Source organism: Nocardioides cavernaquae, assembly GCF_003600895.1.
In the GTDB taxonomy this organism is placed as follows: domain Bacteria; phylum Actinomycetota; class Actinomycetes; order Propionibacteriales; family Nocardioidaceae; genus Nocardioides; species Nocardioides cavernaquae.
This window is the reverse complement of the sequence record NZ_QYRP01000002.1, coordinates 2,553,284-2,578,005: the sequence shown is the minus strand read 5'-3', so window position 1 is coordinate 2,578,005 and position 24,722 is coordinate 2,553,284. Positions and strand designations below refer to the sequence as shown.

General features: G+C 69.4%; 24 protein-coding genes. 14 read left to right on the top strand and 10 right to left on the bottom strand.

Annotated features, from left to right (window positions below):
* Positions 1–13: 13 nt before the first annotated feature.
* The 7 genes from D4739_RS12390 to D4739_RS12355 all read left to right on the top strand — a co-directional run bounded on the left by D4739_RS12390 (position 14) and on the right by D4739_RS12355 (position 9,456).
* Positions 14–2,008 carry an alpha-1,4-glucan--maltose-1-phosphate maltosyltransferase gene (locus tag D4739_RS12390; RefSeq protein ID WP_120060906.1) on the top strand — a complete coding sequence of 665 codons (1,995 nt, stop codon included), beginning with the start codon at positions 14–16 and terminating at the stop codon, positions 2,006–2,008.
* On the top strand, positions 2,005–3,717 hold the full coding sequence (gene treS / locus D4739_RS12385; protein WP_120060905.1) for a maltose alpha-D-glucosyltransferase: 1,713 nt from the start codon (positions 2,005–2,007) through the stop codon (positions 3,715–3,717). Before D4739_RS12390 ends, treS begins: the two co-directional genes overlap by 4 nt.
* Positions 3,714–5,183: a maltokinase N-terminal cap-like domain-containing protein gene (locus D4739_RS12380; protein WP_238473635.1), complete on the top strand. Its 1,470-nt coding sequence runs from the start codon at positions 3,714–3,716 to the stop codon at positions 5,181–5,183. Before treS ends, D4739_RS12380 begins: the two co-directional genes overlap by 4 nt.
* Positions 5,184–5,187: 4 nt before the next feature.
* Positions 5,188–5,766 (top strand): hypothetical protein, encoded by a 579-nt coding sequence (locus D4739_RS12375; RefSeq protein ID WP_120060904.1) that lies wholly within the window; start codon positions 5,188–5,190, stop codon positions 5,764–5,766.
* A gap of 24 nt (positions 5,767–5,790) precedes the next feature.
* Positions 5,791–7,647 carry a 1,4-alpha-glucan branching protein GlgB gene (gene glgB / locus D4739_RS12370; protein ID WP_120060903.1) on the top strand — a complete coding sequence of 619 codons (1,857 nt, stop codon included), beginning with the start codon at positions 5,791–5,793 and terminating at the stop codon, positions 7,645–7,647.
* Positions 7,648–7,739: 92 nt separating this feature from the next.
* Positions 7,740–8,642 (top strand): collagen-like triple helix repeat-containing protein, encoded by a 903-nt coding sequence (locus D4739_RS16925; RefSeq protein WP_182920407.1) that lies wholly within the window; start codon positions 7,740–7,742, stop codon positions 8,640–8,642.
* Between the two features lie 46 nt (positions 8,643–8,688).
* Positions 8,689–9,456, top strand: coding sequence for an NUDIX domain-containing protein (locus D4739_RS12355; RefSeq protein WP_120060901.1), 768 nt, complete (start codon positions 8,689–8,691; stop codon positions 9,454–9,456).
* Here D4739_RS12355 and D4739_RS12350 read toward each other — a convergent pair.
* Entirely contained in the window at positions 9,435–10,343 is a 909-nt protein-coding gene (locus tag D4739_RS12350; RefSeq protein WP_120060900.1) for an EamA family transporter, read from the bottom strand. The two genes, D4739_RS12355 and D4739_RS12350, sit on opposite strands and share 22 nt — an antisense overlap.
* Before the next feature lie 70 nt (positions 10,344–10,413).
* Positions 10,414–11,355, bottom strand: a complete 942-nt coding sequence (locus D4739_RS12345) for a co-chaperone YbbN (protein WP_120060899.1) — start codon at positions 11,353–11,355, stop codon at positions 10,414–10,416.
* 110 nt (positions 11,356–11,465) lie between these two features.
* Here D4739_RS12345 and D4739_RS12340 point away from each other — a divergent pair, with 110 nt between their 5' ends.
* On the top strand, positions 11,466–12,179 hold the full coding sequence (locus D4739_RS12340; RefSeq protein ID WP_120060898.1) for an SDR family NAD(P)-dependent oxidoreductase: 714 nt from the start codon (positions 11,466–11,468) through the stop codon (positions 12,177–12,179).
* A 20-nt stretch (positions 12,180–12,199) separates the two neighbouring features.
* On the opposite strand, the gene D4739_RS12335 is transcribed toward D4739_RS12340, so the two are convergent.
* From D4739_RS12335 to D4739_RS12320, 5 genes are all read right to left on the bottom strand, one after another.
* Positions 12,200–12,700, bottom strand: a complete 501-nt coding sequence (locus D4739_RS12335) for a MarR family winged helix-turn-helix transcriptional regulator (protein WP_120060897.1) — start codon at positions 12,698–12,700, stop codon at positions 12,200–12,202.
* Positions 12,700–13,221, bottom strand: coding sequence for a PH domain-containing protein (locus D4739_RS12330; RefSeq protein WP_120060896.1), 522 nt, complete (start codon positions 13,219–13,221; stop codon positions 12,700–12,702). Before D4739_RS12330 ends, D4739_RS12335 begins: the two co-directional genes overlap by 1 nt.
* Before the next feature lie 10 nt (positions 13,222–13,231).
* Entirely contained in the window at positions 13,232–13,405 is a 174-nt protein-coding gene (locus tag D4739_RS16920; protein ID WP_182920406.1) for a hypothetical protein, read from the bottom strand.
* 128 nt (positions 13,406–13,533) lie between these two features.
* Positions 13,534–14,556, bottom strand: coding sequence for a methylmalonyl Co-A mutase-associated GTPase MeaB (gene meaB, locus D4739_RS12325; protein WP_120060895.1), 1,023 nt, complete (start codon positions 14,554–14,556; stop codon positions 13,534–13,536).
* A gap of 13 nt (positions 14,557–14,569) precedes the next feature.
* A complete protein-coding gene (locus D4739_RS12320; RefSeq protein WP_120060894.1) occupies positions 14,570–15,760 on the bottom strand; it encodes an acetyl-CoA C-acetyltransferase in 1,191 nt (396 codons plus the stop codon).
* Between the two features lie 126 nt (positions 15,761–15,886).
* On the opposite strand from D4739_RS12320, the gene mce reads away from it, so the two are divergent.
* The 4 genes from mce (at position 15,887) to D4739_RS12295 (ending at position 20,273) form a co-directional block, all read left to right on the top strand.
* On the top strand, positions 15,887–16,339 hold the full coding sequence (mce, locus tag D4739_RS12315; protein WP_120060893.1) for a methylmalonyl-CoA epimerase: 453 nt from the start codon (positions 15,887–15,889) through the stop codon (positions 16,337–16,339).
* 123 nt (positions 16,340–16,462) lie between these two features.
* A complete protein-coding gene (ccrA, locus tag D4739_RS12310; RefSeq protein ID WP_120060892.1) occupies positions 16,463–17,800 on the top strand; it encodes a crotonyl-CoA carboxylase/reductase in 1,338 nt (445 codons plus the stop codon).
* A 161-nt stretch (positions 17,801–17,961) separates the two neighbouring features.
* Positions 17,962–19,200: a coiled-coil domain-containing protein gene (locus tag D4739_RS16700; RefSeq protein WP_147384909.1), complete on the top strand. Its 1,239-nt coding sequence runs from the start codon at positions 17,962–17,964 to the stop codon at positions 19,198–19,200.
* 2 nt (positions 19,201–19,202) lie between these two features.
* Positions 19,203–20,273: an AI-2E family transporter gene (locus D4739_RS12295; protein WP_238473634.1), complete on the top strand. Its 1,071-nt coding sequence runs from the start codon at positions 19,203–19,205 to the stop codon at positions 20,271–20,273.
* A 21-nt stretch (positions 20,274–20,294) separates the two neighbouring features.
* Here the strand turns inward: D4739_RS12295 and D4739_RS12290 are convergent, their stop codons facing one another.
* Positions 20,295–21,245, bottom strand: coding sequence for a DMT family transporter (locus D4739_RS12290; RefSeq protein WP_238473633.1), 951 nt, complete (start codon positions 21,243–21,245; stop codon positions 20,295–20,297).
* A gap of 60 nt (positions 21,246–21,305) precedes the next feature.
* Between D4739_RS12290 and D4739_RS12285 the strand changes: the two genes are divergently transcribed.
* A complete protein-coding gene (locus D4739_RS12285; protein WP_120060887.1) occupies positions 21,306–21,854 on the top strand; it encodes a CGNR zinc finger domain-containing protein in 549 nt (182 codons plus the stop codon).
* A gap of 9 nt (positions 21,855–21,863) precedes the next feature.
* Here D4739_RS12285 and D4739_RS12280 read toward each other — a convergent pair whose 3' ends face one another.
* Positions 21,864–22,637: an alpha/beta fold hydrolase gene (locus D4739_RS12280; RefSeq protein ID WP_120060886.1), complete on the bottom strand. Its 774-nt coding sequence runs from the start codon at positions 22,635–22,637 to the stop codon at positions 21,864–21,866.
* Positions 22,638–22,705: 68 nt separating this feature from the next.
* Here D4739_RS12280 and D4739_RS12275 point away from each other — a divergent pair, with 68 nt between their 5' ends.
* The gene (locus tag D4739_RS12275; RefSeq protein WP_120060885.1) at positions 22,706–23,440 is read left to right on the top strand and encodes an MBL fold metallo-hydrolase; all 735 of its coding nucleotides are present in this window, start codon (positions 22,706–22,708) and stop codon (positions 23,438–23,440) included.
* Positions 23,441–23,581: 141 nt separating this feature from the next.
* Here D4739_RS12275 and D4739_RS12270 read toward each other — a convergent pair whose 3' ends face one another.
* Positions 23,582–24,658 carry a 3-hydroxyacyl-CoA dehydrogenase family protein gene (locus D4739_RS12270; RefSeq protein ID WP_120060884.1) on the bottom strand — a complete coding sequence of 359 codons (1,077 nt, stop codon included), beginning with the start codon at positions 24,656–24,658 and terminating at the stop codon, positions 23,582–23,584.
* Positions 24,659–24,722: the final 64 nt, after the last annotated feature.

Here is a 24,722-nt window from a genome sequence, read left to right as displayed (position 1 = left end):
CTAGGGTTGGCTCATGGTCGGTCGCATCCCTGTCATGGACGTCTTCCCCGTGGTGGACCTCGGTCGCCGCCCTGCCAAGGCCACGGTCGGCGAACCCTTCCCCGTGCGCGCCACCGTCTTTCGTGAGGGGCACGACAAGCTCGCAGCCGAGGTCGTCGCGACAGACCCCGACGGCGCACGACGGAGTCCGCTCCGCATGGCGCCCGTCGCAGGCGCCGTCGACCGTTACGAGGCGTGGCTGACACCCGACGCCGAGGGCCCCTGGACCTTCGAGATCCACGCCTGGTCGGACCCGTGGTCGACGTGGAAGCACGCGGCCGGGATCAAGGTGCCCGCCGGCATCGACGTCGACCTGATGTTCGCCGAGGCTGCCCTCCTGCTCGCCCGCGTGGACCGCGACGGGCTGAAGCGTGGCGACCGAGGCGTGCTCACCAGGGCGGTCAAGGCCGCCGAGCGCCCCGGTCGCGCCGAGACCGGAGACCGGTTGGCGGTGCTGCTCTCCGACGAGCTGACCGACCTGCTGACGCGGCATCCCGTCCGCGACCTCGTGAGCATCGAGGGCCCCTTCGCGGCGTACGCCGATCGGCGGCTCGCCCTGGTCGGCAGCTGGTACGAGTTCTTCCCGCGCTCCGAAGGTGCCTACGTCGACCCGGACAGCGGCGAAGTGGTCAGCGGCACCTTCGAGACCGCGACCAAGCGTCTCGACGCCGTTGCCGCCATGGGCTTCGACGTCCTCTACCTGCCGCCCATCCACCCGATCGGCGAGGTCAACCGCAAGGGCCCCAACACAGCCGAGGAGCCCGGCGGCGCGACCAACGCCAAGCCCGGGGACCCGGGCTCCCCGTGGGCGATCGGCTCGCGCGACGGCGGCCACGACGCCGTGCACCCCGACCTCGGCACGATCGACGACTTCGACGCCTTCGTCGCCCGGGCCACCGAGCTGGGTCTGGAGGTCGCGCTCGACCTGGCGCTCCAGGCCGCGCCCGACCATCCGTGGGTGGCGGAGCACCCGGAGTGGTTCACGACGCGCGCCGACGGCACGATCGCCTATGCCGAGAACCCGCCGAAGAAGTACCAGGACATCTACCCGGTCAACTTCGACAACGACCCGGACGGGATCTACCACGAGGTGCTCCGGGTGGTCCGCCACTGGATGCAACACGGGGTGCGAGTCTTCCGCGTCGACAACCCGCACACGAAGCCGGTCGCCTTCTGGGAGCGACTGCTCGCCGAGATCCGGGGGATCGATCCGGGTGTCATCTTCCTGTCCGAGGCGTTCACCCGCCCGGCGATGATGCACGCTCTCGGCTCGGTCGGCTTCCACCAGTCCTACACCTACTTCACGTGGCGCACGACGCGGCGCGAGCTGGAGGCCTACTTCGCGGAGGTGGCCCACTCGTCCGCGCACCTGATGCGGCCGAACTTCTTCGTGAACACCCCCGACATCCTGCACGCCTCGCTCCAGTACGGCGGTCCGGCGGCGTTCAAGATCCGCGCCGTGCTCGCCGCCACGGGCAGCCCGAGCTGGGGTGTCTACGCCGGCTACGAGCTGTTCGAGCACGTCGCGGTGAAGCCCGGCTCGGAGGAGTACGCCGACTCCGAGAAGTACCAGGTCCGGATCCGCGACTGGGACGCCGCGGCGGCCGAGGGCCGCTCGCTGGCGCCGTACCTCACGCGGCTGAACGAGATCCGGCGGGCCAACCCGGCCCTCCAGCAGCTGCGCAACCTGCGCGTGCACCACACCGACGACGAGCAGGTGTTGGCGTTCTCCAAGTCCGCGGTCACTGACCAGGGCCGGTCTACGGTGATCGTCGTGGTGAATGTCGACCCCCATGCAACCCACGAGACGCTGGTCCACCTGGACCCCGCGGCCCTCGGCCTTCCGGATGTCTTCCAGGTGCATGACGAGATCAGCGGCCAGGACTGGACCTGGTCGGCCAGCAACTACGTCCGGCTCGACCCGCGCGACGAGCCCGCCCACGTTCTCACCGTCAGGAGCCCCGCATGACGGAGTCGATCATGAAGAGCCAGCCCGAGTGGTTCCGCACCGCAGTGTTCTACGAGGTGCTGGTCCGCTCGTTCCGCGACTCCGACGGCAACGGCACCGGTGACTTCCTCGGCCTCGCGGAGAAGCTCGACTACCTCCAGTGGCTCGGCGTCGACTGCCTCTGGATCCCGCCGTTCTTCCCGAGCCCGCTGCGCGATGGCGGCTACGACGTCGCGGACTACATCGGTGTGCACCCCGAGATCGGGTCGATCGACGACTTCCAGTTCTTCCTCAACGAGGCACACGCCCGGGGGATCCGGGTGATCGTCGACTTCGTCATGAACCACACCTCGGACGCCCACCCGTGGTTCCAGGCCTCCCGCTCCGACCCCGACGGCCCCTACGGCGACTTCTACGTGTGGTCCGACACCGACGAGCTCTACGAGGACGCGCGGATCATCTTCGTCGACACCGAGCCCTCCAACTGGACCTGGGACCCGGTCCGCCAGCAGTACTTCTGGCACCGGTTCTTCAGCCACCAGCCGGACCTCAACTTCGACAACCCGAAGGTCCACGAGGCGATGTTCGAGGCACTCTCGTTCTGGCTCGACATGGGTCTCGACGGATTCCGGCTCGACGCGGTTCCCTACCTCTACGAGCGCCCGGGCACCAACGGCGAGAACCTCAAGGAGACCCACGAGTTCCTGCGCGCCGTGCGCACCTTCGTCGACACCAACTACCCCGACACGGTGCTGCTGTGCGAGGCCAACCAGTGGCCGGCCGACGTCGTCGAGTACTTCGGCGGCCAGCACGACACGGACGGCAACTGGGTCGGCACCGAGTGCCACATGGCCTTCCACTTCCCGGTGATGCCGCGCATCTTCATGGCCGTGCGCCGCGAGTCGCGCTACCCGATCTCGGAGATCCTCGAGGAAACACCGGCGATCCCGGACGGCTGCCAGTGGGGCATCTTCCTGCGCAACCACGACGAGCTGACCCTGGAGATGGTCACCGACGAGGACCGCGACTACATGTGGTCCGAGTACGCCAAGGACCCGCGGATGAAGGCCAACATCGGCATCCGCCGACGGCTCGCTCCCCTGCTGGACAACGACATCAACAAGATGGAGCTGTTCACGGCACTGCTGCTCTCCCTGCCCGGCTCACCCGTCCTCTACTACGGCGACGAGATCGGCATGGGCGACAACATCTGGCTCGGCGACCGCGACGGCGTCCGCACTCCGATGCAGTGGACACCGGACCGCAACGCGGGGTTCTCCTCGGCCACTCCGGGCAAGCTGCACCTGCCCGTGGTCCAGGACCCGGTCTACGGCTTCCAGTCGGTCAACGTCGAGGCCCAGCTGGAGAACACCTCGTCCCTGCTGCACTGGACGCAGCGGATGATCCACGCTCGCCGCCGGCACTCCGCGTTCGGCCTCGGCACGTTCCACGACCTCGGCGGCTCCAACCCGACGGTGTTCTCCTACGTCCGCGAGCACATCGACGCAGAGGGCAACGAGGACGTCATCCTCTGCGTCAACAACCTCTCCCGCTTCCCGCAGCCGATCGAGCTCGACCTGCGGCGCTGGGAGGGCAGCTCGCCCATCGAGCTGCTCGGCGGGGTTCCTTTTCCGCCGATCGGGGAACTGCCCTATCTGCTGACACTTGGCGCCCACGGCTTCTACTGGTTCCGACTCTCCCGATCCGCCGAGGAGGCGACCGGCTCGTGACCAACCCCGCAACCACGCTGCCCCCCATCCCTGCTGACTTCCACCCGGATCTCGAGCGGTTCATCGGGACCGCGCGCTGGTTCGGGGGGAAGGGACGCCCCTTCCGCGTCACCGGCGCACGCCGTGCCGGCGAGCTCGGCGGCGACGGAGGCGCTCAGGTCGTCGTCGAGCTGGTGAGCGTCACCTACGACGACGGCGTCGGAGGGGTCGAGCTCTACCAGGTGCCGCTGTCCCTGCGTCGTGAGCCAGAGGAGCGCCTCGAGCACGCCTTCGTGGGCCGCTGGGACGACCTGCACGTCTACGACGCCGTGCACGACCGCGAGGCGATGGCACTGTGGCTCCGGGCGTTCGGGAGCGCCCCGACCGCTGAGCCGACCGCTGGTACGGCCGCCGACGGCCTGCTCTTCCACCGCTCCGCGGACGAGGAGCTCGACCTGACCGCGCAGGCCGCGATGCTCTCAGCGGAGCAGTCGAACTCATCGGTGGTGTTCGGCGAGCAGGCGCTGATGAAGGTCTTCCGCAAGGTCACCCCGGGGGTGAACCCGGACATCCAGGTCCACGACGTGCTCACGCGCGCCGGGTGCGACCACGTCGCCGCCCTCTACGGATGGCTCGACGTCACCGGCGAAGCCCCGGAGGGATCCGGCGGATCCGTGATCCAGCTGGCGATGCTGCAACAGTTCCTGCGGACCGCGAGCGACGGGTGGGAGCTCGCCCGGGCGAGTGTGCGCAACCTGTTCGCCGAGGCCGATCTGCATGCCGACGAGGTGGGCGGCGACTTTGCCGGCGAGTCGGCCCGACTGGGCATCGCCCTCGCCGAGACGCATGTCGTCCTCGCCGAGGAGTTCCCCACCGAGCAGCTCGACCAGGCCGCCCTCCAGCAGGTGGCCGACGGCATGACGGCACGTCTCGACGCCGCCGTGGACGTCCTCCCCGAGCTGGCGGCGTACGCGGAGCAGCTGCGGCCACTCTTCGCCGCCGTCGCCGGGCTCGAGGGCCTGACCGTCCAGCGCATCCACGGCGACCTCCACCTCGGCCAGACCCTGCGGACCGTCAAGGGCTGGAAGCTCGTCGACTTCGAGGGCGAACCCGCCCGGCCGCTGGCCGACCGCCTGCTTCCCGAATCGGTGTGGCGCGACGTCGCCGGCATGCTCCGCTCCTTCGACTACGCCGCGCAGGTCGTCCACCGCGAGTTCGACTCCGACCCTCGCGCCGAGAGCGACGTCGTCGAGCAACGGCTGCACCGTGCCGACGAGTGGTCGGAGCGCAACAGGGACGCCTTCGTGGCGGCGTACGCCGGGCGTGAGGTGACCGCTGCCGAGCGAGTCCTTCTTGCGGCCTTCGAGGCGGACAAGGCGGTCTACGAGTGCGTCTACGAAGCCCGCAACCGCCCCGGCTGGGTGATGATCCCCCTGTCGGCGGTGGCGCGCCTCGCTGGCGGAGCACCCCCGGCTGTTGCAGAGTGACGCCATGAACGACGACACCCTCGGGACCACCACCAACCCTGCCGCGTCCCCGAAGCGGAAGACCTCAGCGAAGTCCTGGATGGTCCGCTTCGGACTGTTGGTCTTCCTCGCCTTGCTGGCGCTACTGGCTGGGGTCCTCGCCGTGGCCATCGTGCCCCGCGAGTGGGCGCAGTACCTCGGTGACCGCATCGACGGAAGGATGACCGTCGGCACGCTCTACGGCCTCGGCTTCGGCTTCTTCTGCACGCTGATCCCGCTCGTGATCGCGAGGCAGGCGCTGCGCGGCTTCAAGCTGGGACTCCGGCTCTTCATCCTCCTGATCGCAGCAGTGCTCGCGCTCCCCAACTTGCTCACACTCGGGATCGTGCTCGGCTCCGGCGACGGCGCGCACGCCGGCGAGCGCATCCTCGATGTCAATGGGCCTGGGTTCCGCAACGCGACCGCCTCGGGCGCCGTCGTGGCCGGCCTGGTCTTCCTGATGCTCACCTGGTGGGGCCTGCTCCGCTGGAACGACAAGCGCAAGATCCGCAAGCTCCGGTCGCTGCAGGCCGAGATCGCCGAGAAGGCGATCGACGACGAATGATCCACGAAGAATGATGGGTGACCGATGACCTCCACCACGCTCGGCGAGCTCGACCTCCACCTGATTGCGGAGGGACGGCACGAGCAGCTCTGGCGCGTGCTCGGTGCGCAACCGCAGCACGATCCGGTGGGCACGATGTTCCGGGTGTGGGCGCCCAACGCGCTCGAGGTCGAGGTCATCGGTGACTTCAACAACTGGCGCGGCGAGGGCCACCGCCTTCACTCCCGCGGCTCGGCCGTCTGGGAGCTCTTCGTCCCGGACGTCGTCGCCGGCGCGCGTTACAAGTTCCACCTGCGCGGTCGTGACGACGTCTGGCGCGACAAGGCAGACCCGCTCGCCCGGGCCGCCGAGATCCCTCCGCTGACCGCCTCGGTGGTCACCGAGTCCAGCTACAAGTGGGGCGACAAGGAGTGGCTCGCCGGCCGGGCGCATGACCCCGCGACGCGCCCGATGTCGGTCTACGAGGTGCACCTCTCCTCGTGGCGCGCGGGTCTCTCCTACCGCGAGCTCGCCGACCAGCTCACGGCGTACGTCGTCGACGCGGGGTTCACCCACGTCGAGTTCCTGCCGGTCATGGAGCACCCGTACGGCGGGTCGTGGGGCTACCAGGTCACGGGCTACTACGCGCCCACCTCACGCCTCGGCTCCCCCGACGACCTGCGCCACCTGATCGACACGCTGCACCAGGCCGGGATCGGCGTGATCCTGGACTGGGTGCCGGCCCACTTCCCGAAGGACGAGTTCGCGCTGGCCCGCTTCGACGGCGAGCCGGTCTACGAGCACCCGGACCCGTTCCTCGGCGAGCACCCCGACTGGGGCACGCTGGTCTTCGACTTCGGCCGCCCCGAGGTGCGCAACTTCCTCGTCGCCAACGCGCTCTACTGGATCGAGGAGTTCCACATCGACGGCCTGCGCGTCGACGCGGTCGCCTCGATGCTCTACCTCGACTACTCCCGCGAGCCGGGGCAGTGGACACCCAACGTCCACGGCGGACGGGAGAACCTCGAGGCCGTCGACTTCCTGCGCGAGCTCAACGACTCCGTGCACCGCACCGTGCCGGGCGCGATGGTCATCGCCGAGGAGTCGACCGCGTGGGAGGGTGTGACCCGGCCGACCGAGTGGGGCGGCCTGGGCTTCGACCTGAAGTGGAACATGGGCTGGATGCACGACTCGCTCGGCTACATCCAGCGCGATCCGGTCCACCGCTCCTGGCACCACGGCGAGATGGCCTTCACGTTCGCCTACGCCTGGTCGGAGCGCTATGTGCTTCCCCTGTCCCACGACGAGGTCGTGCACGGCAAGGGCTCCCTGCTGCGCAAGATGCCCGGCGACCGCTGGCGCGAGCTGGCCAACCTCCGTGCCTACTACGGCTACATGTGGGCGCACCCCGGCAAGCAGCTGCTCTTCATGGGCTGCGAGTTCGGCCAGGAGTCCGAGTGGGCCGAGGCCCGCGAGCTCGACTGGTGGCTGCTCGACAACCCCGAGCACAAGGCACTCCTGTCCCTGGTGCGTGACCTCAACGGCGTCTACCGCGACACCCCCGCGCTCTGGGCCGCGGATGCCGACCCCGAGGCCTTCACCTGGATCGACGCCAACGACGCCGGCCGCTCGCTCTTCTCGTTCATCCGGCGCGGTGGTGAGTCACCCGACCTGGTCTGCGTCAGCAACTTCAGCGCGGTGCCCCACATCGGGTTCCGGATCGGCCTGCCCGCCACCGGCACCTGGGACGAGGTGCTCAACACCGATGCCGGTGACTACACCGGCTCCGGCGTGGGCAATCTGGGCAGTGTCGTTGCCGAGGAGATCCCGTGGAGCGGCCAGCCCGCGTCGGCCGAGATCAACGTGCCTCCCCTCGCGACGGTGTGGCTGCGTCGCAGCTAGCTCCGCAAGAGAGCCACTTCGGGCAAACGCCGGACACGAGCCATCCGTGGGTGCTTCGCTGAGGGAAGTACCCATCCTCCGGGAGGTCCTCCGTGGCAGCTCCGCTCATCCGTCGGCACCTGCCCGGGTTCATCGCCGGGGCCTCGGTGGCCACCCTGGTCGGTGGCGCTGTCGCCTTCGCGGCGATCCCCTCGACGACCTCGGGCCAGATCACTGCGTGCGTGAACAAGAGCACCGCGGCGGTCCGGATCATCGACCACCAGGCGGGCAAGCGGTGCAAGAGCGGTGAGCGCACGATCAGCTGGAGCAAGGGCTACCGCTACCGGGGAGCGTGGGCTGCAGGCACCCCGTTCGCCGCGCTCGACGTGGTGACGTACGCCGGGTCGTCGTGGCTGGCGAAGGTTCCCTCGACGGGCCGCACCCCGGCCAGCGGTTCGGCGTACTGGGGTCTCCTCGCAGCGCAAGGAGCAACGGGACCCAGCGGACCGGCTGGTCCCAGCGGCGCCACCGGACCGACGGGACCTGCAGGCGGGACGAGCATGCCCGCCGGCTACTTCCGCAACAGCAGCGGGCAGTCGATCAGCAACTCCGCGCCGTTCACGGTGTGGAGCTTCACCAACCCGTACAACTACTCCGCGGGCATGTTCGACCCGGCTCAGAACACGCGGATCGCCTGCACGCAGTCCGGCCAGTGGCTCGTGGATGCGACCGTGACCTGGCAGTTCGGCACCATCAGCAGCACGGGGCGCGCCACGACCACCCTCGGCGTCTTCCACCTCGTCGACGCGACGGAGTTCTCCCAGCCCTCGGAGAGCCATCGGGTCGACGACGCACAGGTGCAGAGCTTCACGACGCCCCAGGGCCAGCAGCTCAGCGCCATCGTGACCTGCAACGTCGGGCAGTACATCAAGCTCTTCAGCAACCACAACGTCGGTGCGAGCCAGACCGCGTCAATCGACGTGCGGGTTCGCTACCTGGGCACGAACGCCAGCTGACGGGTCGCGACAGCCCGGGCGGACAGCCACCCCTTAGGGTGGTGCCGTGCCCGACCAGCCCGTCACCTCGACCACGATCGCCGAGGGCATTTCCCGGATCTCGTGGGCGCTCCAGGTCCAGGAGCGCGGCTTCCTGGACGCCGTCGGCACGGTGTCGGACGCGGTCCAGCAGGCGTTGGCCAGCCATGGTCGCGTCGAGGTCCTGATCGACCCTGCCGACGAGGTCGGCCAGCGCGTGGCGACCTGGTCCGGCCTGCACCGCGAGGGCACTCTCCGGGGGTACGTCGAGGGAGCGGACCGCATCGTCTTCGCGCGGCTCGCCTCGGATGCACCGGTGCACGAGCCCGCGGGCTTCCGGGCGCTCCTCAACTCGTTCCTGCCGCGCAAGCGCGCCATCGGCCAGGTGCTGATCCGCGACACCTCTGGTCGCGTGCTGCTGTGCCAGATGACCTACAAGAAGGACTGGGACCTTCCCGGCGGCGTCGTCGAGGTGGGCGAGTCGCCCCAGCTCGCCGCAGTCCGCGAAGCCGAGGAAGAGCTCGGCCTGACCGTCGAGCCCGGCCCGCTCCTGCTCACCGACTGGCTTCCCCCGTGGGGTGGCTGGGACGACGCGCTCTGCCTGGTCTTCGACGGAGGCGTCCGCGACACCTCGGTGCTCGAGGAGGTCGTGATGCAGGAGCGCGAGATCCGCGACGTCGCCTTCTGCACGCCCGAGGAGGTGGCCGAGCGTGCTGCGGAGTTCACCGCCCGCCGCATCGCCTCCGCGCTCGCCAACGTCGGCGGTGGTTCGACCTACACGGAGTCCGGCAGCTGAACCAGCGCCGGCGCGGGTGATTCCACACGCGTCGTCGCAGGCGGGCGCAGGGCCACGAGCACGCCCAGCAGCATGACCGCGCCCCCAGCCAGTTCGTCGGTGTTGGGACGGTCTCCGAATGCGATCCAGGCAGCGACCATCGCGACCGGCGGGACGACCAGGACCCAGGGCACCACGAGGTGCGCCGGGTTGCGCGCGAGCAGGCTGTTGAAGATGCCGTAGCCGAGCAACGAGCTGATTCCTGCGGTGAAGACGGTCGAGGCGATCGCTTCCCAGCCGATCCCGGTCAGGGCGTCGCTGACGCGCTCAGGCCCCTCGACGAGGAGCGAGACGGCGATCAGCGGCAGCGGCACGAAGAGCGCCGACCAGACGGTGACTCCGAGTCCCCCGGGTGCCTTGGCCGCGCGGGCCACCACGTTGCCGATCGCCCAGCTGAAAGCACCGGCCAGGCAGAGCAGCAGCGCGGTCACCGTCACGTCTCCCCCACGTCCTGTCCCGACGATCGCCAGTCCGAGTGCGGCGACCACGATGCCGAGCGCCTGCACCGGTGTGGGCAGCTCGCGCAGCACTCCCGCGGCGATGACGATCGTGAAGACGACCTGCGCCTGGAGCACCAGCGCGGCGATCCCCGGCGGCAGGCCAGCCTCCATCGCGGCGTACACGAAGCCGAACTGGCCGGCCGACATGAACAGCCCGACGCCGGCCAGGGTCCACCACGAGACCTGCGGACGGGCCACCAGGAAGATCGCCGGGACGAGGACCGCGACGAACCGGAGAGCGGCGAAGAGCAGCGGCGGTACGTCGCGCAGCCCCCACTCGATGGCGAGGAAGTTGACTCCCCAGATCACCATGACCGACAGGGCCAGCAGGGAGTCTCGACGGTTCACTCAGACAGTCTCGGTGGACGCGTCACGCTTCTCCACCGGTTTATCGGCCAGCGGGCCGGCCAGACGGTTCTCAGAACAGAGCGGACGCGAGGTTCTGGCGACCACGCAGAACCCGGGGGTCGTCGTTGCCGACTGCGGCGAAGAGGCCGATCAGGTGCTCGCGGGCCCTGGCCCGGTCATCGCCGGCGGTGCGCGCAACCAGCGCGATCAACCGGTTGAAGGCGTCCTCGACGTGGCCGCCGAGCATGTCCAGATCGGCGACCATCGTCTGCGCGTCGACGTCGTCGGGCGCCTCAGCTGCCGCGACGCGCGCCGCGTTGAGGTCGGCGTCCTGCGTGCGCTGGAGGACCTTGGCCATGGCCAGGCCTGCCGCAGCCTCGACGTCGGCAGGGTTGCCGTCGACGAGCTTCTGGTACTCCTCGACCGCACGGTTGATGTCACCGGCTTCGAGTGCGTCCTGTGCCGGCGCGTAGCGCGGGTCGACGCCCGACTCGGCGCCTTCGGCCGGAGGCGCCGTGCGCGGCTGGTGCCGCCCGGTCACGCCCTGCGCCGTGAGCTGCTGCCCGATCGTCTGGAAGAGCGTGTCGAGCTCCTCGCCGGACAACAGACCCGGGATCGGCTGACTGGCGGGGCGACCGTCGAGCAGGATCAGCAGCAGCGGGACCTGCGGGATCTGCATCGCCTGCGCGATCTGGGGCACGGCGTCCACATCGATGACACCGGTCAGGAACCGGCCGTCGAACTGGTCGACCACCGACGTCACGTGCGCGGCGTACGTCGTGGACTCGGGCGAGCGCGTCGGCGAGTGGAACACGAGGACGACCGGAGCCGTCATGGACGCCTCGAGGACGCCCTGGAAGTTCTGCTCCGTGACCTCGATGGAGTACGCCGATCCCACGCTGCCGTCGGCCCCGCCACTGCCCGGGCCGCCCGCATCGTTCGCTGAGGGAGTGGGCCGCCTCAGGGACGACAGGTCAAAGGCACCGGGGCGGGAGAACGGCTGCTGCGTCATGCCCCCATCTTCCCCGAGACCACCCAGCGATCCGAACCGGCCCCGGCACGAAGGGGGATCGGCCCGGGCCGTGGCATGATCAGGTCGTTCTCTCGGGAAGGACAACCGCCATGAGCATGGCCACCTTTGACTTCAGCGGACGCCGGGTCGTCGTCACCGACGGCACCCGCGGACTCGGCCTGGGCATCGCCCGGGCCTTCGCGGACAGCGGCGCGCAGGTCGTCGCCACCGGGCCGCGCAGCCGCGCCACCACCTCCGACGAGGACCTGACCGGCATCGAGCACCACCGGCTCGAGCTGACCGACGCCGAGGCACTCGCGGAGTTCGCTGCGCAGATCGGGCCCGTCGACGTGCTCGTCAACGCCGCCGGGCTGCGACTCCCCCACGCTGCCCAGGAGGATCCCGACCTCGTGCGGGAGGCCGTTGCGGATGGCCACGTCGGTCCGGTGCAGCTGACCCGACAGCTGCGTCCGTGGCTCGAGAGCAGCGCTCTGCGCGGCGGCGGCGCCGTGATCCACACCCACGCGCTGCGTGAGTGGTTCGCGTTCAGCCGTGGTGCCGCGTCGGCACATGCCGACCTGATCAGCCACACCGCACGGCAGGGCGTCTCCTGGGGCGGCGGCGGCGTTCGCGTCAACGCGGTGTCGACCAGCCTTGCCGTCACTCGTCCGGTCGTGCCCGAGCTCAGCGGCGTCGTCGACCCGGCGGATGCCGAGTCGACGGACGACGTCGCCAGCGCTGTCCTCTTCCTCGCCAGCGAGGCCGCGGCCTGCATCGCCGGCCAGACGGTCATCGTCCGCGAGACGGTCGCGCGAGTCTCCTGAGAGCGGGTCTCGGGGACCCCTCAGGCGTCGTCGGCCGCGCGTCGTACCGGGCGGAGCAGCTCGGAGAGCGTCTTGTGCGCCTCGTCGTCGAGCGAGCCGAGGCCGAACTGCGCGGCGACCAGGTCGGCGGTGGCAGCTTCGACCAGTGCCCGACCGGCGTCGGTGATCTCGGCGAGGACAGCCCGGCCGTCGTCGGGGTGCCTGAGCCGCGCGACCAGGCCCTGGCCCGCGAGGCGCTGGACGATCGAGGTGATCGACGTCGGGTGCACCTGCAGGCGCTCGCCCATCTTCCCGAGCGGCAACGACCCTCGCGACGAGAACGTGAGCAGCACGAGCGCCTCGTAGCGCGCGAAGGTCAGGTCGTGGGGTTTGAGGATCGCGTCGAGCTCCCCGAGCACGAGCTGTTGGACCCGCATCAGCGACGTCACCGCGTGCATCGCGGGCACTGCACCGGACTCGTAGCCCCAGCGCAGGGTCCACTGCCGCGCGGCCTCGTCGATCGGGTCGAAGTCGAGGGCCATCAATTGACCTTGGGGCCCCGCAGGCCGGCGCGTTGCACGACCCGCTGGATGGCCAGGTCACGCGCGTCCGGGCGTGCCACGTAGCGGATCTCGCGCAGACCCTGTGCCTGCGCAGCCGACTCGAAGACGAAGTGGCCGTAGCCGAGCACCCGGCCGCGCAACGGCTTCTGCACGGTGATGTCGAGGATCCTGCTCAGCGGCATCGTGGCCAGCTGCTGGGAGAAGACGCCGTTGACCCGGAACACCCGCATGTTGGTGATGACGAAGCGGTCCATGTGCTCGACGAGCGACCGGTACGTCGCGTGGACGGCGATCGCGAACGCGAGCAGGAGCGGCAGCCAGGCCAGGTCCACCGGGAAGAACGGGAACGCGATCAGCACCGCGATCGCCAGGAGGTATTCCAGCACCGGCACGACGAAGACCACCCAGTGGTGGCTGACCTCGTCGACGATGACCTCACCCTCGTCCCGCAGCAGGTGCTTGCGGATGTTCGGGTCGGTGAGGCGCTGGACCAGTCCCATGGCCGCCCGGCTAGGACGAGATCGAGGACACGAAGGAGATGACCGACTCGAAGAGCTGCTGGGTCACGTCCCAGCCCTTCTCCCCGAAGGTGCTCGCAACGTCGGCCAGACCCTGCGGGTCCTGGAAGAGCCAGAACGCGATGAACAGCGCTCCGACCAGCAGGATCAGCTTCTTGACGTTCATTGCTAGGTCGTCCTCACGGTCCCGGGATGTGCGCGCCAGCTGGGCACACAGGTAGTCAACCCCATTGGTAACAGGAGTCCTGCCTCAGCGCACGCAGGCGCGCTGGCGACCAGACCCGCCGGCGCAGGTCACACCTGGTTGCCGAGGAGCTCGTCCGCGGCGGCGTAGGGATCGAGCTCGCCGGCCGCGACCCGGGCAGCGAGGGCCTCCAGGTCGCCTCGACCGGAGACCGCACCCCATCTGCGACGGAGCTCGCCGAGGGCGATCTCCTCGACCTCGACCCGCGCGCGCCGACCGCGGCGCCGAGCCAGCTCGCCGCTCTCGACGAGGAAGCGGTGGTGCTCCTCGATGGCCGTGACGACCTCGGGGACCCCGGTGCCCTGCTGGGCAACCGTGGCCAGGATCGGCCGCTTCCACGCGTGGTCACCGCGCCCCGAGCTGTCGGAGAGGGCGATCATGCCGCGCAGGTCCCGCTGCACCTGGTGGGCGCCTTCGCGATCGGCCTTGTTGACGACGTAGATGTCACCGATCTCGAGGATGCCCGCCTTGGCGGCCTGGATGCCGTCACCCATGCCCGGGGCGAGCAGCACGATCGTGGTGTCGGCCAGACCGGCCACCTCGACCTCGCTCTGACCGACACCGACGGTCTCGACGAGGATCACGTCGAAGCCGGCCGCGTCGAGCACGCGGAGCGCCTGGGGGGTCGACCACGAGAGCCCGCCGAGGTGGCCTCGCGACGCCATGGACCGGATGTAGACCCCCGGGTCGGTGGCATGGTCGGACATCCGCACGCGGTCGCCGAGCAGCGCGCCGCCGGAGAACGGCGACGACGGATCCACGGCGAGTACGGCGACGCGCAGGTCCTGCTTGCGCATCTCCGTCACCAGCGCCGACGTGGAGGTCGACTTGCCGACGCCCGGCGAGCCGGTGAGCCCGACGATGCGGGCCCTGCCGGTGGCTGAGCCGGTGTGCGCGGCGATCTCCCGCATGACCTCCCGCAGCAACGGCGAGGCCTCCTCGACGAGCGTGATCAGTCGCGCAACGGCTCGAGGGGAACCCGAGCGCGCCTGTGAGACGAGCTCCGGAACGGCAACAGCCGACCGACCCTTGGGTCGGCCGGCCGTTGCGGTGTTCGGTTCAGAAGAAACCATCAAGCTCGGTCAGTCAGGCCTTGGCCGGAACCGTGATGATCAGGGCGTCGCCCTGGCCACCGCCACCGCACAGGGCGGCAGCACCGGTGCCGCCACCGCGACGAGCGAGCTCGAGCGCGAGGTGCAGCGTGATGCGGGCGCCCGACATGCCGAGCGGGTGACCGATGGCGATGGCGCCACCGTTGACGTTGACCTTGTCCTCGGTGATGCCGAGCTGACGCGCCGACTCGATGCCGACAGCGGCGAAGGCCTCGTTGAGCTCGAAGAGGTCGATGTCGGAGACCGAGATGCCCTGCTTCTTGGCGGCCTTCTCGATCGCGTTGGCCGGCTGCAGCTGCAGCGTCGAGTCGGGGCCGGCGACCTGGCCGGAGGCACCGATCTCGGCGAGCCACTCGATGCCGAGCTCCTCGGCCTTCTTCTTGCTCATGACGACGACCGCGGCCGCACCGTCGGAGATCTGCGAGGCAGAACCGGCCGTGATGGTGCCGTCCTTCGCGAAGGCGGGACGCAGCTTGCCGAGCGACTCGACGGTGGTGCTGGCGATGATGCCCTCGTCCTCGCTGACGACGGTGTCGCCGCGACGGCTGGAGACGGTCACCGGGACGACCTCGTCCTCGAAGACGCCGTTCTTCCAGGCAGCAGCAGCACGCTGGTGCGACTGCGCGGAGAAGGCGTCCTGCTCCTCGCGGGTCAGGTGGGCGCCGGCGGCGTTGCAACCCTCGGTCAGGTTGCCCATGCCCTGGTTGGTGAACTGGTCGTGCAGCGCGTCGTACATCATCGAGTCGATGAGCTTCCAGTCGCCCATCTTCGTGCCGGTGCGCGAGCCGGGGACGACGTGCGGGGCCTGCGACATGGACTCCATGCCACCGGCGACGATGATGTCGTGCTCGCCAGCGCGGATCAGCTGGTCGGCCAGGGCGATCGCGTTGATGCCCGAGAGGCACACCTTGTTGATGGTGTTGGCCGGAACGCTCATCGGGATGCCGCCCTTGACCGCAGCCTGGCGCGCCGTGATCTGACCGGTGCCGGCCTGGATGACGTGGCCCATGATCACGTACTCGACCTGGTCGCCGGAGATGCCGGCCTTCTCCAGGGCGCCCTTGATCGCGATGCCACCGAGGTCAGCGGCGGACAGGCTGGAGAGCCCGCCCAGGAACTTGCCGACCGGGGTGCGCGCACCCGCGACGATGACAGATCCGGACATGTTTCCTCCTGAAATGGGAAAAGCTGTGAATGCTTCGAGCGTAGTCCTCGCCCCCGGACACCCGGTAGGTGACTGGGATGTGGACCCCGTCACGGTGCCCGGGACGCGGCGTACGACCATGGGGACATGACTTCCTCGAACCTTGAGATCCCCGAGCACCTCTTCATCGCCATCGACCATGTCGGCATCGCCGTCCCGGACCTGGACGTGGCGATCGCCTTCTACACCGAGAAGTTCGGCATGAAGGTCGCCCACGAGGAGACCAACGAGGAGCAGGGTGTGCGCGAGGCCATGGTGGCCGTCGGTGACACCGGCTCCTTCATCCAGCTGCTCGCTCCCCTCTCCCCCGACACGACGATCGGCAAGTTCCTCGCGAAGTCGGGCCCGGGCCTGCAGCAGCTCGCCTACCGCGTCACCGACATCGACGCAGTCTGCGCGATCCTGCGCGAGCGCGGTCTGCGCCTGCTGTACGACGTCCCGAAGCGCGGCACGTCCGACAGCCGGGTCAACTTCATCCACCCCAAGGACGCCGGCGGCGTGCTCGTGGAGCTGGTCGAGCCGAGCACCCACGCACACTAGAAGAACTGACCGCTTGAAGAGTCCTTCAAGCGCGACTGAGACGTCCAGCACAGCAGCAGCCAGCGGGGGTTACCCGCGGGTATTCTGCGCCAGCATCCGTACCTGACCACAGGGAGCAAACCCGTGCAGAACATCCTCGACGCGATCCTCGCCGAAGCACCGGCGGAGGAGTTCGCGAACCTCGAGCTTCCCGAGTCCTACCGCGCTGTCACCGTCCACAAGGACGAGGTCGACATGTTCGAGGGCGTCAAGTCCCGCGACAAGGACCCGCGCAAGTCGCTGCACCTTGACGACGTCCCGATGCCGGAGCTTGCCGCCGGCGAGGCGATCGTCGCCGTGATGGCGTCCGCGATCAACTACAACACCGTCTGGACCTCGATCTTCGAGCCCGTCTCGACGTTCGGCTTCCTGGAGCGCTACGGCCGCGAGTCGGACCTCGGCAAGCGCCACGACCTGCCGTACCACATCGTCGGCTCCGACCTCGCCGGCGTTGTCCTCGCCGTGGGTCCGGGCGTCAACAAGTGGAAGGCCGGCGACCGCGTCGTCGCGCACTGCCTCTCGGTCGAGCTCGAGGCTCCCGACGGCCACAACGACACGATGATGGACCCGTCGCAGCGCATCTGGGGCTTCGAGACCAACTTCGGCGGCCTCGCCGACGTCGCGATGGTCAAGGCCAACCAGCTCATGCCGAAGCCGGAGCACCTCACCTGGGAAGAGGCCGCGTCCCCGGGCCTGGTCAACTCCACCGCCTACCGCCAGCTGGTCTCCAAGAACGGTGGCGGCATGAAGCAGGGCGACAACGTCCTGATCTGGGGCGCCTCGGGTGGCCTCGGTGGCTTCGCCACGCAGTACGCCCTCAACGGTGGCGCCAACCCGGTCTGTGTCGTCTCGAACGAGGAGAAGGCGCAGATCGTCCGCAACATGGGCGCCGAGATGGTCATCAACCGCTCCGAGCTCGCTCCGAAGTTCTGGAACGAGGAGGGCACCAAGCAGGACCCGCGCGAGTGGAAGCGCTTCGGCGCCGCCATCCGCGACCTCACCGGCGGCGAGGACATCGACATCGTCTTCGAGCACCCGGGCCGCGAGACCTTCGGCGCGAGCGTGTTCGTCACCCGCAAGGGCGGCACCATCACCACCTGCGCGTCGACCTCGGGCTACATGCACGAGTACGACAACCGCTACCTGTGGATGAACCTCAAGAAGATCATCTCCTCGCACTTCGCCAACTACCGCGAGTCGTGGGAGGCCAACCGCCTCATCGCGCAGGGCAAGATCCACCCGACCCTCTCCCGCGTGTACTCGCTGGAGGACGTCGGCCAGGCCGCTCTCGACGTGCACCACAACAAGCACCAGGGCAAGGTCGGCGTGCTCGCCCTCTCCCCGGAGGAGGGCCTCGGCGTGAAGAATGCCGAGCTCCGCGCGAAGCACCTGGACAAGATCAACCTGTTCCGCGGCATCTGATTCAGAGGCCTCGCGACAAGCACCTGTAGCAACCTCTGCTCCCCACTGTGGAGCACTTCACACCCCGACTTTCCGCACGGAGAGTCGGGGTGTGTTCGTTGGGTCGATCAGCCAGACTGATGGCCTATCCCCCGAGACCACGATCTGGTGAAGGAAAAAGCATGAGCGACGACGGTCTGTCCATCTTCGGCGAGAAGTCCGAGAGCACCCCCTCGAAGGCTGCTCCCGCGCCCGCCAAGCCGGCGACGCAGTCCGGACGTGCGGACTCCGACACGGAGCCGACGCAGGTCATCCCGGTGGTCAAGCAGGCCCCGGCCGCCCCGGCCGCCCCGGCCGCCCCGGCCCGCCCCGCTGCTGCTGCCGCACCCGCCCCGGCCCGCCCCACTGCCGCCGCACCCGCGCCGCGCGCTGCCGCGCTGCCCGCACTCCCCGTCGTACGCCGTGGCTACGACACCGCTGCCGTCGACGGGCTGCTGCGCCAGCTCTCCGGCGAGAAGGCCGGCCTGGGCGCGAGCCTGGGCGAGAGCGAGAAGCGCGTCCTCGAGCTCGAGAAGGAGCTCAAGGCTGCCCAGACCCGGCTCTCCGAGTCCGAGAAGCCCTCCTACGCGAGCCTCGGCGGCCGCGCCAACGAGCTGCTCCGCCTCGCCGAGGAGGAGTCCGACGACATCCGCACCGCCGCGATCGCCGAGGGTGCCGAGATCCGTTCGCAGGCGACCGCCGACGCCAAGGCGATCCGCGCCGAGGCCGCGCGCGAGGCGGAGGACATGCGCGTCGTGCAGTTGAAGGAGCTCGACGAGCAGCGCGCCCGGATCCTGGCCGACGCCGAGCAGGAGCGCGCTCTCGCCCGCAGCGAGGCCGCCGACCTGCGCGCCTCCGCAGCGCGCGAGGCCGACCAGCTTCGCCTCGCAGCGCAGCAGGAGGCCAGCGAGCTCCGCACCGGCGCCCAGCGCGAGGCGGAGAAGGCCCGCGCCGCCGCCGACCGCGAGGTCCAGGAGGCCCGCCGCACCCTCGCGGTCGAGAAGGAGCGCCTGGCCAAGGAAGCCGCCGACCACCACACCAGCGCTCTCGGCGAGACCGGACGCCTGGTCAAGGAGTCCGAGGACCGCGCCACCGCGGCCGAGAACCGCGCCGGCGAGGCGATCGCGCAGGCCAACGCCCAGCGCCAGCAGGCCCAGACCGAGTCCGACGCCCTGCTCCTCCGTGCCCGTCGCGAGGCCGAGCAGATCGTCGCCTCCGCGCGTTCACAGGCCGAGAGCCTGACCAGCGCCGGCCAGGCCGACGCCGAGCGCGAGCTCGCGGCCCTCAAGGCCGAGGTGACCCGCCTGGGCAAGCGTCGCGACGCGATCGTCGCCCAGCTCGGAGCCCTGCGCGACGTTGTCGCGGGCTTCGGCGAGGAGTGAGGGTGACCCGGGGCGGGCAGTCGGGGGCTCCTCTCGCCCACGGGCCGTTCTACTGGGGCATCTTCGGCGGCCTCGGCGCACTCACGGCGTACTGGCTCTTCGGCCTGCTCATCTCGATCAGCTCCATCCTGGTGCTGATCGTGATGGCGCTGTTCCTCGCGGCCGGGTTGAACCCGCTCGTCGAGTGGTGCATGCGTCGCCAGCTCCGGGGACGCCGCATCGGGCGCGCCTGGTCGGTCGTCGCCGTCATCTCGCTGGTGATCGCCACGCTGGCGCTCTTCGTCGCGGCGATCGCGCCCGTGATCGGCGACCAGATCGCACTGATCACCGAGAGCGCGCCGGGCTGGCTCGACCAGCTCCAGCAGAACGAGCGCATCCAGCAGTGGAACGACGACTACGCGATCATCGAGAAGGCCAAGGACTACATCAGCGACGGTGAGTTCACCCAGTCGCTCTTCGGTGGCGTGCTCGGGTTCGGCATCGCCGTCCTCTCCGCGCTCGGCAGCACCTTCATCGTCATCGTGCTCACGCTCTACTTCCTGGCGTCGCTCCCCACGATCAAGGACGCGCTCTACCGGCTCGCCCCGGCGTCACGCCGGGCCCGGGTCACCTCTCTGGGCGACCGGATCGTGGCGGGTGTCGGCGGCTACGTCTCGGGAGCCTTCGTGGTCTCGATCTGCGCCGCGCTGACCTCGCTGGTCTTCCTCTTCGTCGTCGGCCTCGGCGAGTACGCCGTCGCGCTGAGCTTCGTCGTCGGCCTGCTGTCGCTGATCCCGATGGTCGGCGCGACGATCGCGATGGTGATCGTCTCCGCCATCGGCCTGACCCAGTCGGTCACGACCGGGCTGATCTGCCTGGTGTTCTACCTCGCCTACCAGCAGGTCGAGAACTACCTGATCTACCCGCAGGTGATGAAGAAGTCGGTCGACGTCCCGGGTTCGGTCACCCTGATCGCCGCACTCATCGGTGCCGCGCTCCTGGGCGTCGTCGGCGCGCTCATGGCAGTGCCGGTGGCCGCCGCCATCCTGCTGATCGTGCGCGAGGTCCTCGTGAAGCGGCAGGACGCGAGCTAGCAAGCTAGCTCGCTACAAGCCTCAGGCGACGAGGTCGAGGCCGGCACCGCGCTCGTCCGGCTCCGGGAGCACCACCGGGGGCGCAGGCTCGCCCAGCTTGACCAGGACCACGCCGGCGAGGACAGCGACACCTCCGAGCACCTGGGTCAGGTGTGGCTGCTGACCGAGCAGCACCCACGCGACGACGAGCGCGGCAACCACCTCGAGCAGCGCGACGAACGACGCCAGGCGGGAGCCCAGCAGTCGCGAGCCGTTGATGCCGGACAGGTAGGAAACGGCGGTCGCCACCACGCCCACCAGGAGCAGCGGCAACCAGAAGGGGACCGTCAGGTCACGGAAGTGGACGGACGCGGTCGTGGCCCGGAGCTCCACGAGTCCGGCGGCGCCCGCACCGCCCAGCAGGAGCGCACCGAGCAACAGTCCCGAGCCGGCGAGTGCCACCGGCGGGAGCGTGCTGTGCTGGGCGGAGAGCACGAAGTAGACGCCACAGCCGCCCATCGCGGCAAGCGCCCAGAGCATGCCGACGGTGCTCAGGTGAGCGCCGCCCGAGAAGACGTCGATCACGAAGAGCAGACCCAGCACCGCGACCGCAGCTCCGGCAGCCGTGAGCAGGCTCGGGCGCTGGCCGTGGCGCAGCCAGAGCCATCCGAGCACCAGCACGGGCGCGGCGTACTCCACCAGGAGCGCGATCGCGACGTCCATGTGCGCCACGGCGCTGTAGTAGCCGAACTGCGTGAAGGCGACCGCGATGGCGCCGTACGCCGTGACGAGGCGCGCGTTGGCACGCAGGAGGTTCCAGTTGCCGCGCAGCGCACGGACAGTGGGCACCAGCAGGACAGCGGAGGCGATGGAGACCCTGACCAGGACGACGGCGGCCGGACTCCAGCCGCTGTCGAGAAGCGGCCGCGCGAGCGTGCCCGAGAAGCCGAAGGTCACCGCGGCCAGCACGGACCACAGGAGACCACTGCGCATGTCATGAGTCATTCCCCGCATGGGACATGACGTTAGATGTCCATCATGTAACCTGTCAAAATGCTTTTTGCTCATGACACGGAGATGAACCTGCTGGCCGCGGTGACGCTGGTCAACAGCCGGTACAGCAATCCGATGGACGTGGACCGGATGGCCGACGCCGAGGACCTGGACAACTGGTTCCGCGAGCACAGCTACAGCTACGCACCGGCGGCCACCGCCGAGCTCGTCGAGGAGGTCACCGCCCTGCGCGAACCCCTGCACAGCCTCTTCACGAGCACCCGTGACGGCGCGGTCGACCGGGTCAACGCGTGGCTGGCCGAGGCGGACGCACTCCCCCGGCTGGTGCGACACGACGATCTCGACTGGCACATCCATGCCGAGCCCCCAGGCTCCAGCCTCCGGACCCAGATCCTCGTCGAGACCGCCATGGCCATGATCGACGTCATCCGGTCCGACGAGATGCAGCGGCTCTCCGTCTGCGACGACGAGAACTGCGACGGCATCGTGCTGGACCTGTCGCGCAACCGGTCCCGGCGCTACTGCTCAACGGCGTGCGGCAACCGCGCCGCCGTCGCGGCGTACCGGGCTCGGCAGGCGGGCGGCTGAGGGCCGGCCTCAGTCGACGAACCGGCGCAGCACCTCGAGGAAGACGTCCGGCTTCTCCGAGTGCACCCAGTGGCCGGCACCCTTCACCGTCACCCGGCGCGTCCGCGGGAACAGCGCCTCCATGGCTCCGGCGTACTCATCCTTGACGTACGGCGACTCCGAGCCGCCGATCCACAGTGTCGGGCCCTGGTACGGCGCAAGGCCGGCCACGTAGTCGTCGGACCAGCCCCCGATCACCGACATCTGCTCGCGCAGGACGCGGAGGTTGGGGCGCCAGGTCCAGGTGCCGGCTTCCCGGTGCAGGTTCTGCAGCAGGAACCCGCGCACGCCGTCGTCCGGGACCGCTGCCCGGAGCGCCGCGTCTGCATCGCCACGGCCAGCCAGCGTCGCGAGGTCGATCGCGAGCATGGCGTCGATGTAGCCCAGGAAGCCCGATGCGTGCGGGTAGGCGACCGGAGCCATGTCGACGACCGCCAGTCGCTCCACCAGGTGTGGATGACGCAGCGCAACGAGCATCGCGGCCTTGGCGCCCATCGAGTGGCCGACCAGTGCGACCGGGTCGGCAGGATCCAGCAGCTCGGCGACCTGGTCCGCCATCCACGGGTAGTCCATGCGGTCGCTCCAGTCGGAACGGCCGTGGTTGGGCATGTCCACGAGCAGCACCCGGTGGCGGTCAGCAAGTGCCTTGGCGTGCTGGGTCCAGTTGCGCCCCTGGCCGAAGAGACCGTGGCAGAGGACGACGCGACTGCCCTGGGTGCCGTAGGACGTGGTGTGGAGGCTCACGGGCGAAGTCTGTCATCCGCGTCACGGGTCCTCGGCGGGACCCGGTGCGGCGCGGTAGCCTCGGCCACGTGTCCCGCCTCTCCGTCACCCAGATCGCCGATGGCGTCCACCTCGCCTCGACGGGCCTGGTCAACTGGGGCCTGGTCGTCGAAGGCGACCAGGTCACCCTGGTCGACGCCGGTTACCCCGGGGATGCGAGTCGGGTCCGTGCCTCGTTGGCCCGCATCGGACGCCGCCTCGAGGACGTCGCGGGCGTCCTGATCACGCACGCGCACGTCGACCACATCGGCGGACTGCCGTGGTGCGGACTGGAGGCACCGGTGTTCACCGGCCAGGCCGAGGTCCCGCACGCGAAGCGTGAGTACCTCCAGCAGGCCACCGAGATGGATGTCCTGGTCCGTGCCTGGAACCCGCGTGTCCTGCTCTGGAGCCTTCGTGTCCTCGCCGTCGGGGCGACGCGCGACGCGACCGTGCCCGACATCAAGGCGTGCCGCACGGGCAAGAAGCTCGACCTTCCCGGGCGCCCCCTCGCGGTCGCGACCCCCGGGCACACGTCCGGCCACACGGCGTACCACTTCAAGCAGGCGGGCGTCGTCGCCACCGGCGACGCGCTGATCACCGGACACCCGATCACTGGCCGTCGCGGACCCCAGCCCCTCCCCGACTTCTTCGCGCACGACGCGGAGCAGGCCGACGCCAGCCTCGACGTGATCGCCAAGCTCGACGCCGACACGATCCTTCCCGGCCACGGCCCGGCCTGGACCGGTGCGATGACGGAAGCCGTCGCGCTCGCCCGCGCCTGATCCGCGGCAGTTTCACCGGCCGGCCGGTGAAACGGGCACTTGTTGTGCGGTGCACGCCACTACAAGCACCAGAATCGCGCAACAAGCAAGGGCGCGAAGCCAGTCCATCAGGACCGGCTCCGCGCCCCGGGCGCTGACGACTCAGGCGCTGTAGTCGTAGAAGCCCTTCTTGGTCTTGCGGCCGAGATCGCCCGCCTCGACCTTGGCGACCAGGGTCGCAGCCGGCTCGAATGCGGCGTCGCCGAAGGTCTCGAAGAGCTCCTTCTCGATGGCGAGCGAGACGTCGTTGCCGACCAGGTCGAGCAGCGCGAACGGACCCATCGGGAATCCGGTCTGCTCCTTGATCGCGGCGTCGATCTCCTCCATGGTCGCCTGGCCCGACTCGAGCAGCTTGACCGCGTCGTTGAGGTACGGGAACAGGAGGCAGTTGACGATGAAACCGGAGCGGTCGCCACACGAGACGGCGACCTTCTTGATGTTCGCACAGAGCGCGAGGACGGTCTCGGCGACGTCGGCGGAGGTGGCGTCGGTGGTGACGACCTCGACCAGCTTCAGGATCGTGGCCGGGTTGAAGAAGTGCATGCCGATGACGGACTCGGGACGCGAGGTGACCTCACCGAGCTTGGTGATCGGCATCGACGAGGTGGTCGTGGCCAGGATCGCGCCCGGCTTGCAGATGCGGTCGAGGTCCTTGTACAGCTCGGACTTGATGGCCAGGTCCTCGGCGATCGCCTCGACGACGATGTCGACGTCGCCCAGGGCCTCACGCTCGGTGGAGCCGGTCAGGTGACCGAGGGTGTCGGACTTGGCGTCCTCGGTGATCCGGCCCTTCTCGACGAGCTTGGAGAGGCCCTTGTCGATGAAGGAGATGACGCCGTCCAGCTTGTCCTGGCTGCGGCCGACGAAGACGACGTCGTAGCCGGCCTGGGCGAAGACCTGGATCATGCCGGAGGCCATCGTGCCGGTGCCGACGACACCGACCTTGTTGATCTCGAGCTTGAACTCGGGGGCGGTCGCCTCGGCCGAGCCCTCGGCCGGCGTGAACAGGCCGCGCTCCTGGGCAACGGTCATGGGGCCCTTGGGGTAGCCGCAGCCGTAGATCATGCCGTTGTCGATGTCGACGGCGGAGGCGTAACCCGCGTCGAACATGCGGATGGCGTGGTTGAGGTACGGCAGGATCAGCGTGTCAGCGATCTGCTCGTTGGTCAGGTCGGTCATGCGCGCGATCTTGCCACGCGTGGCTACCCGCGAGTACGTCGGCCCACGACGTGAACGGGCGAAC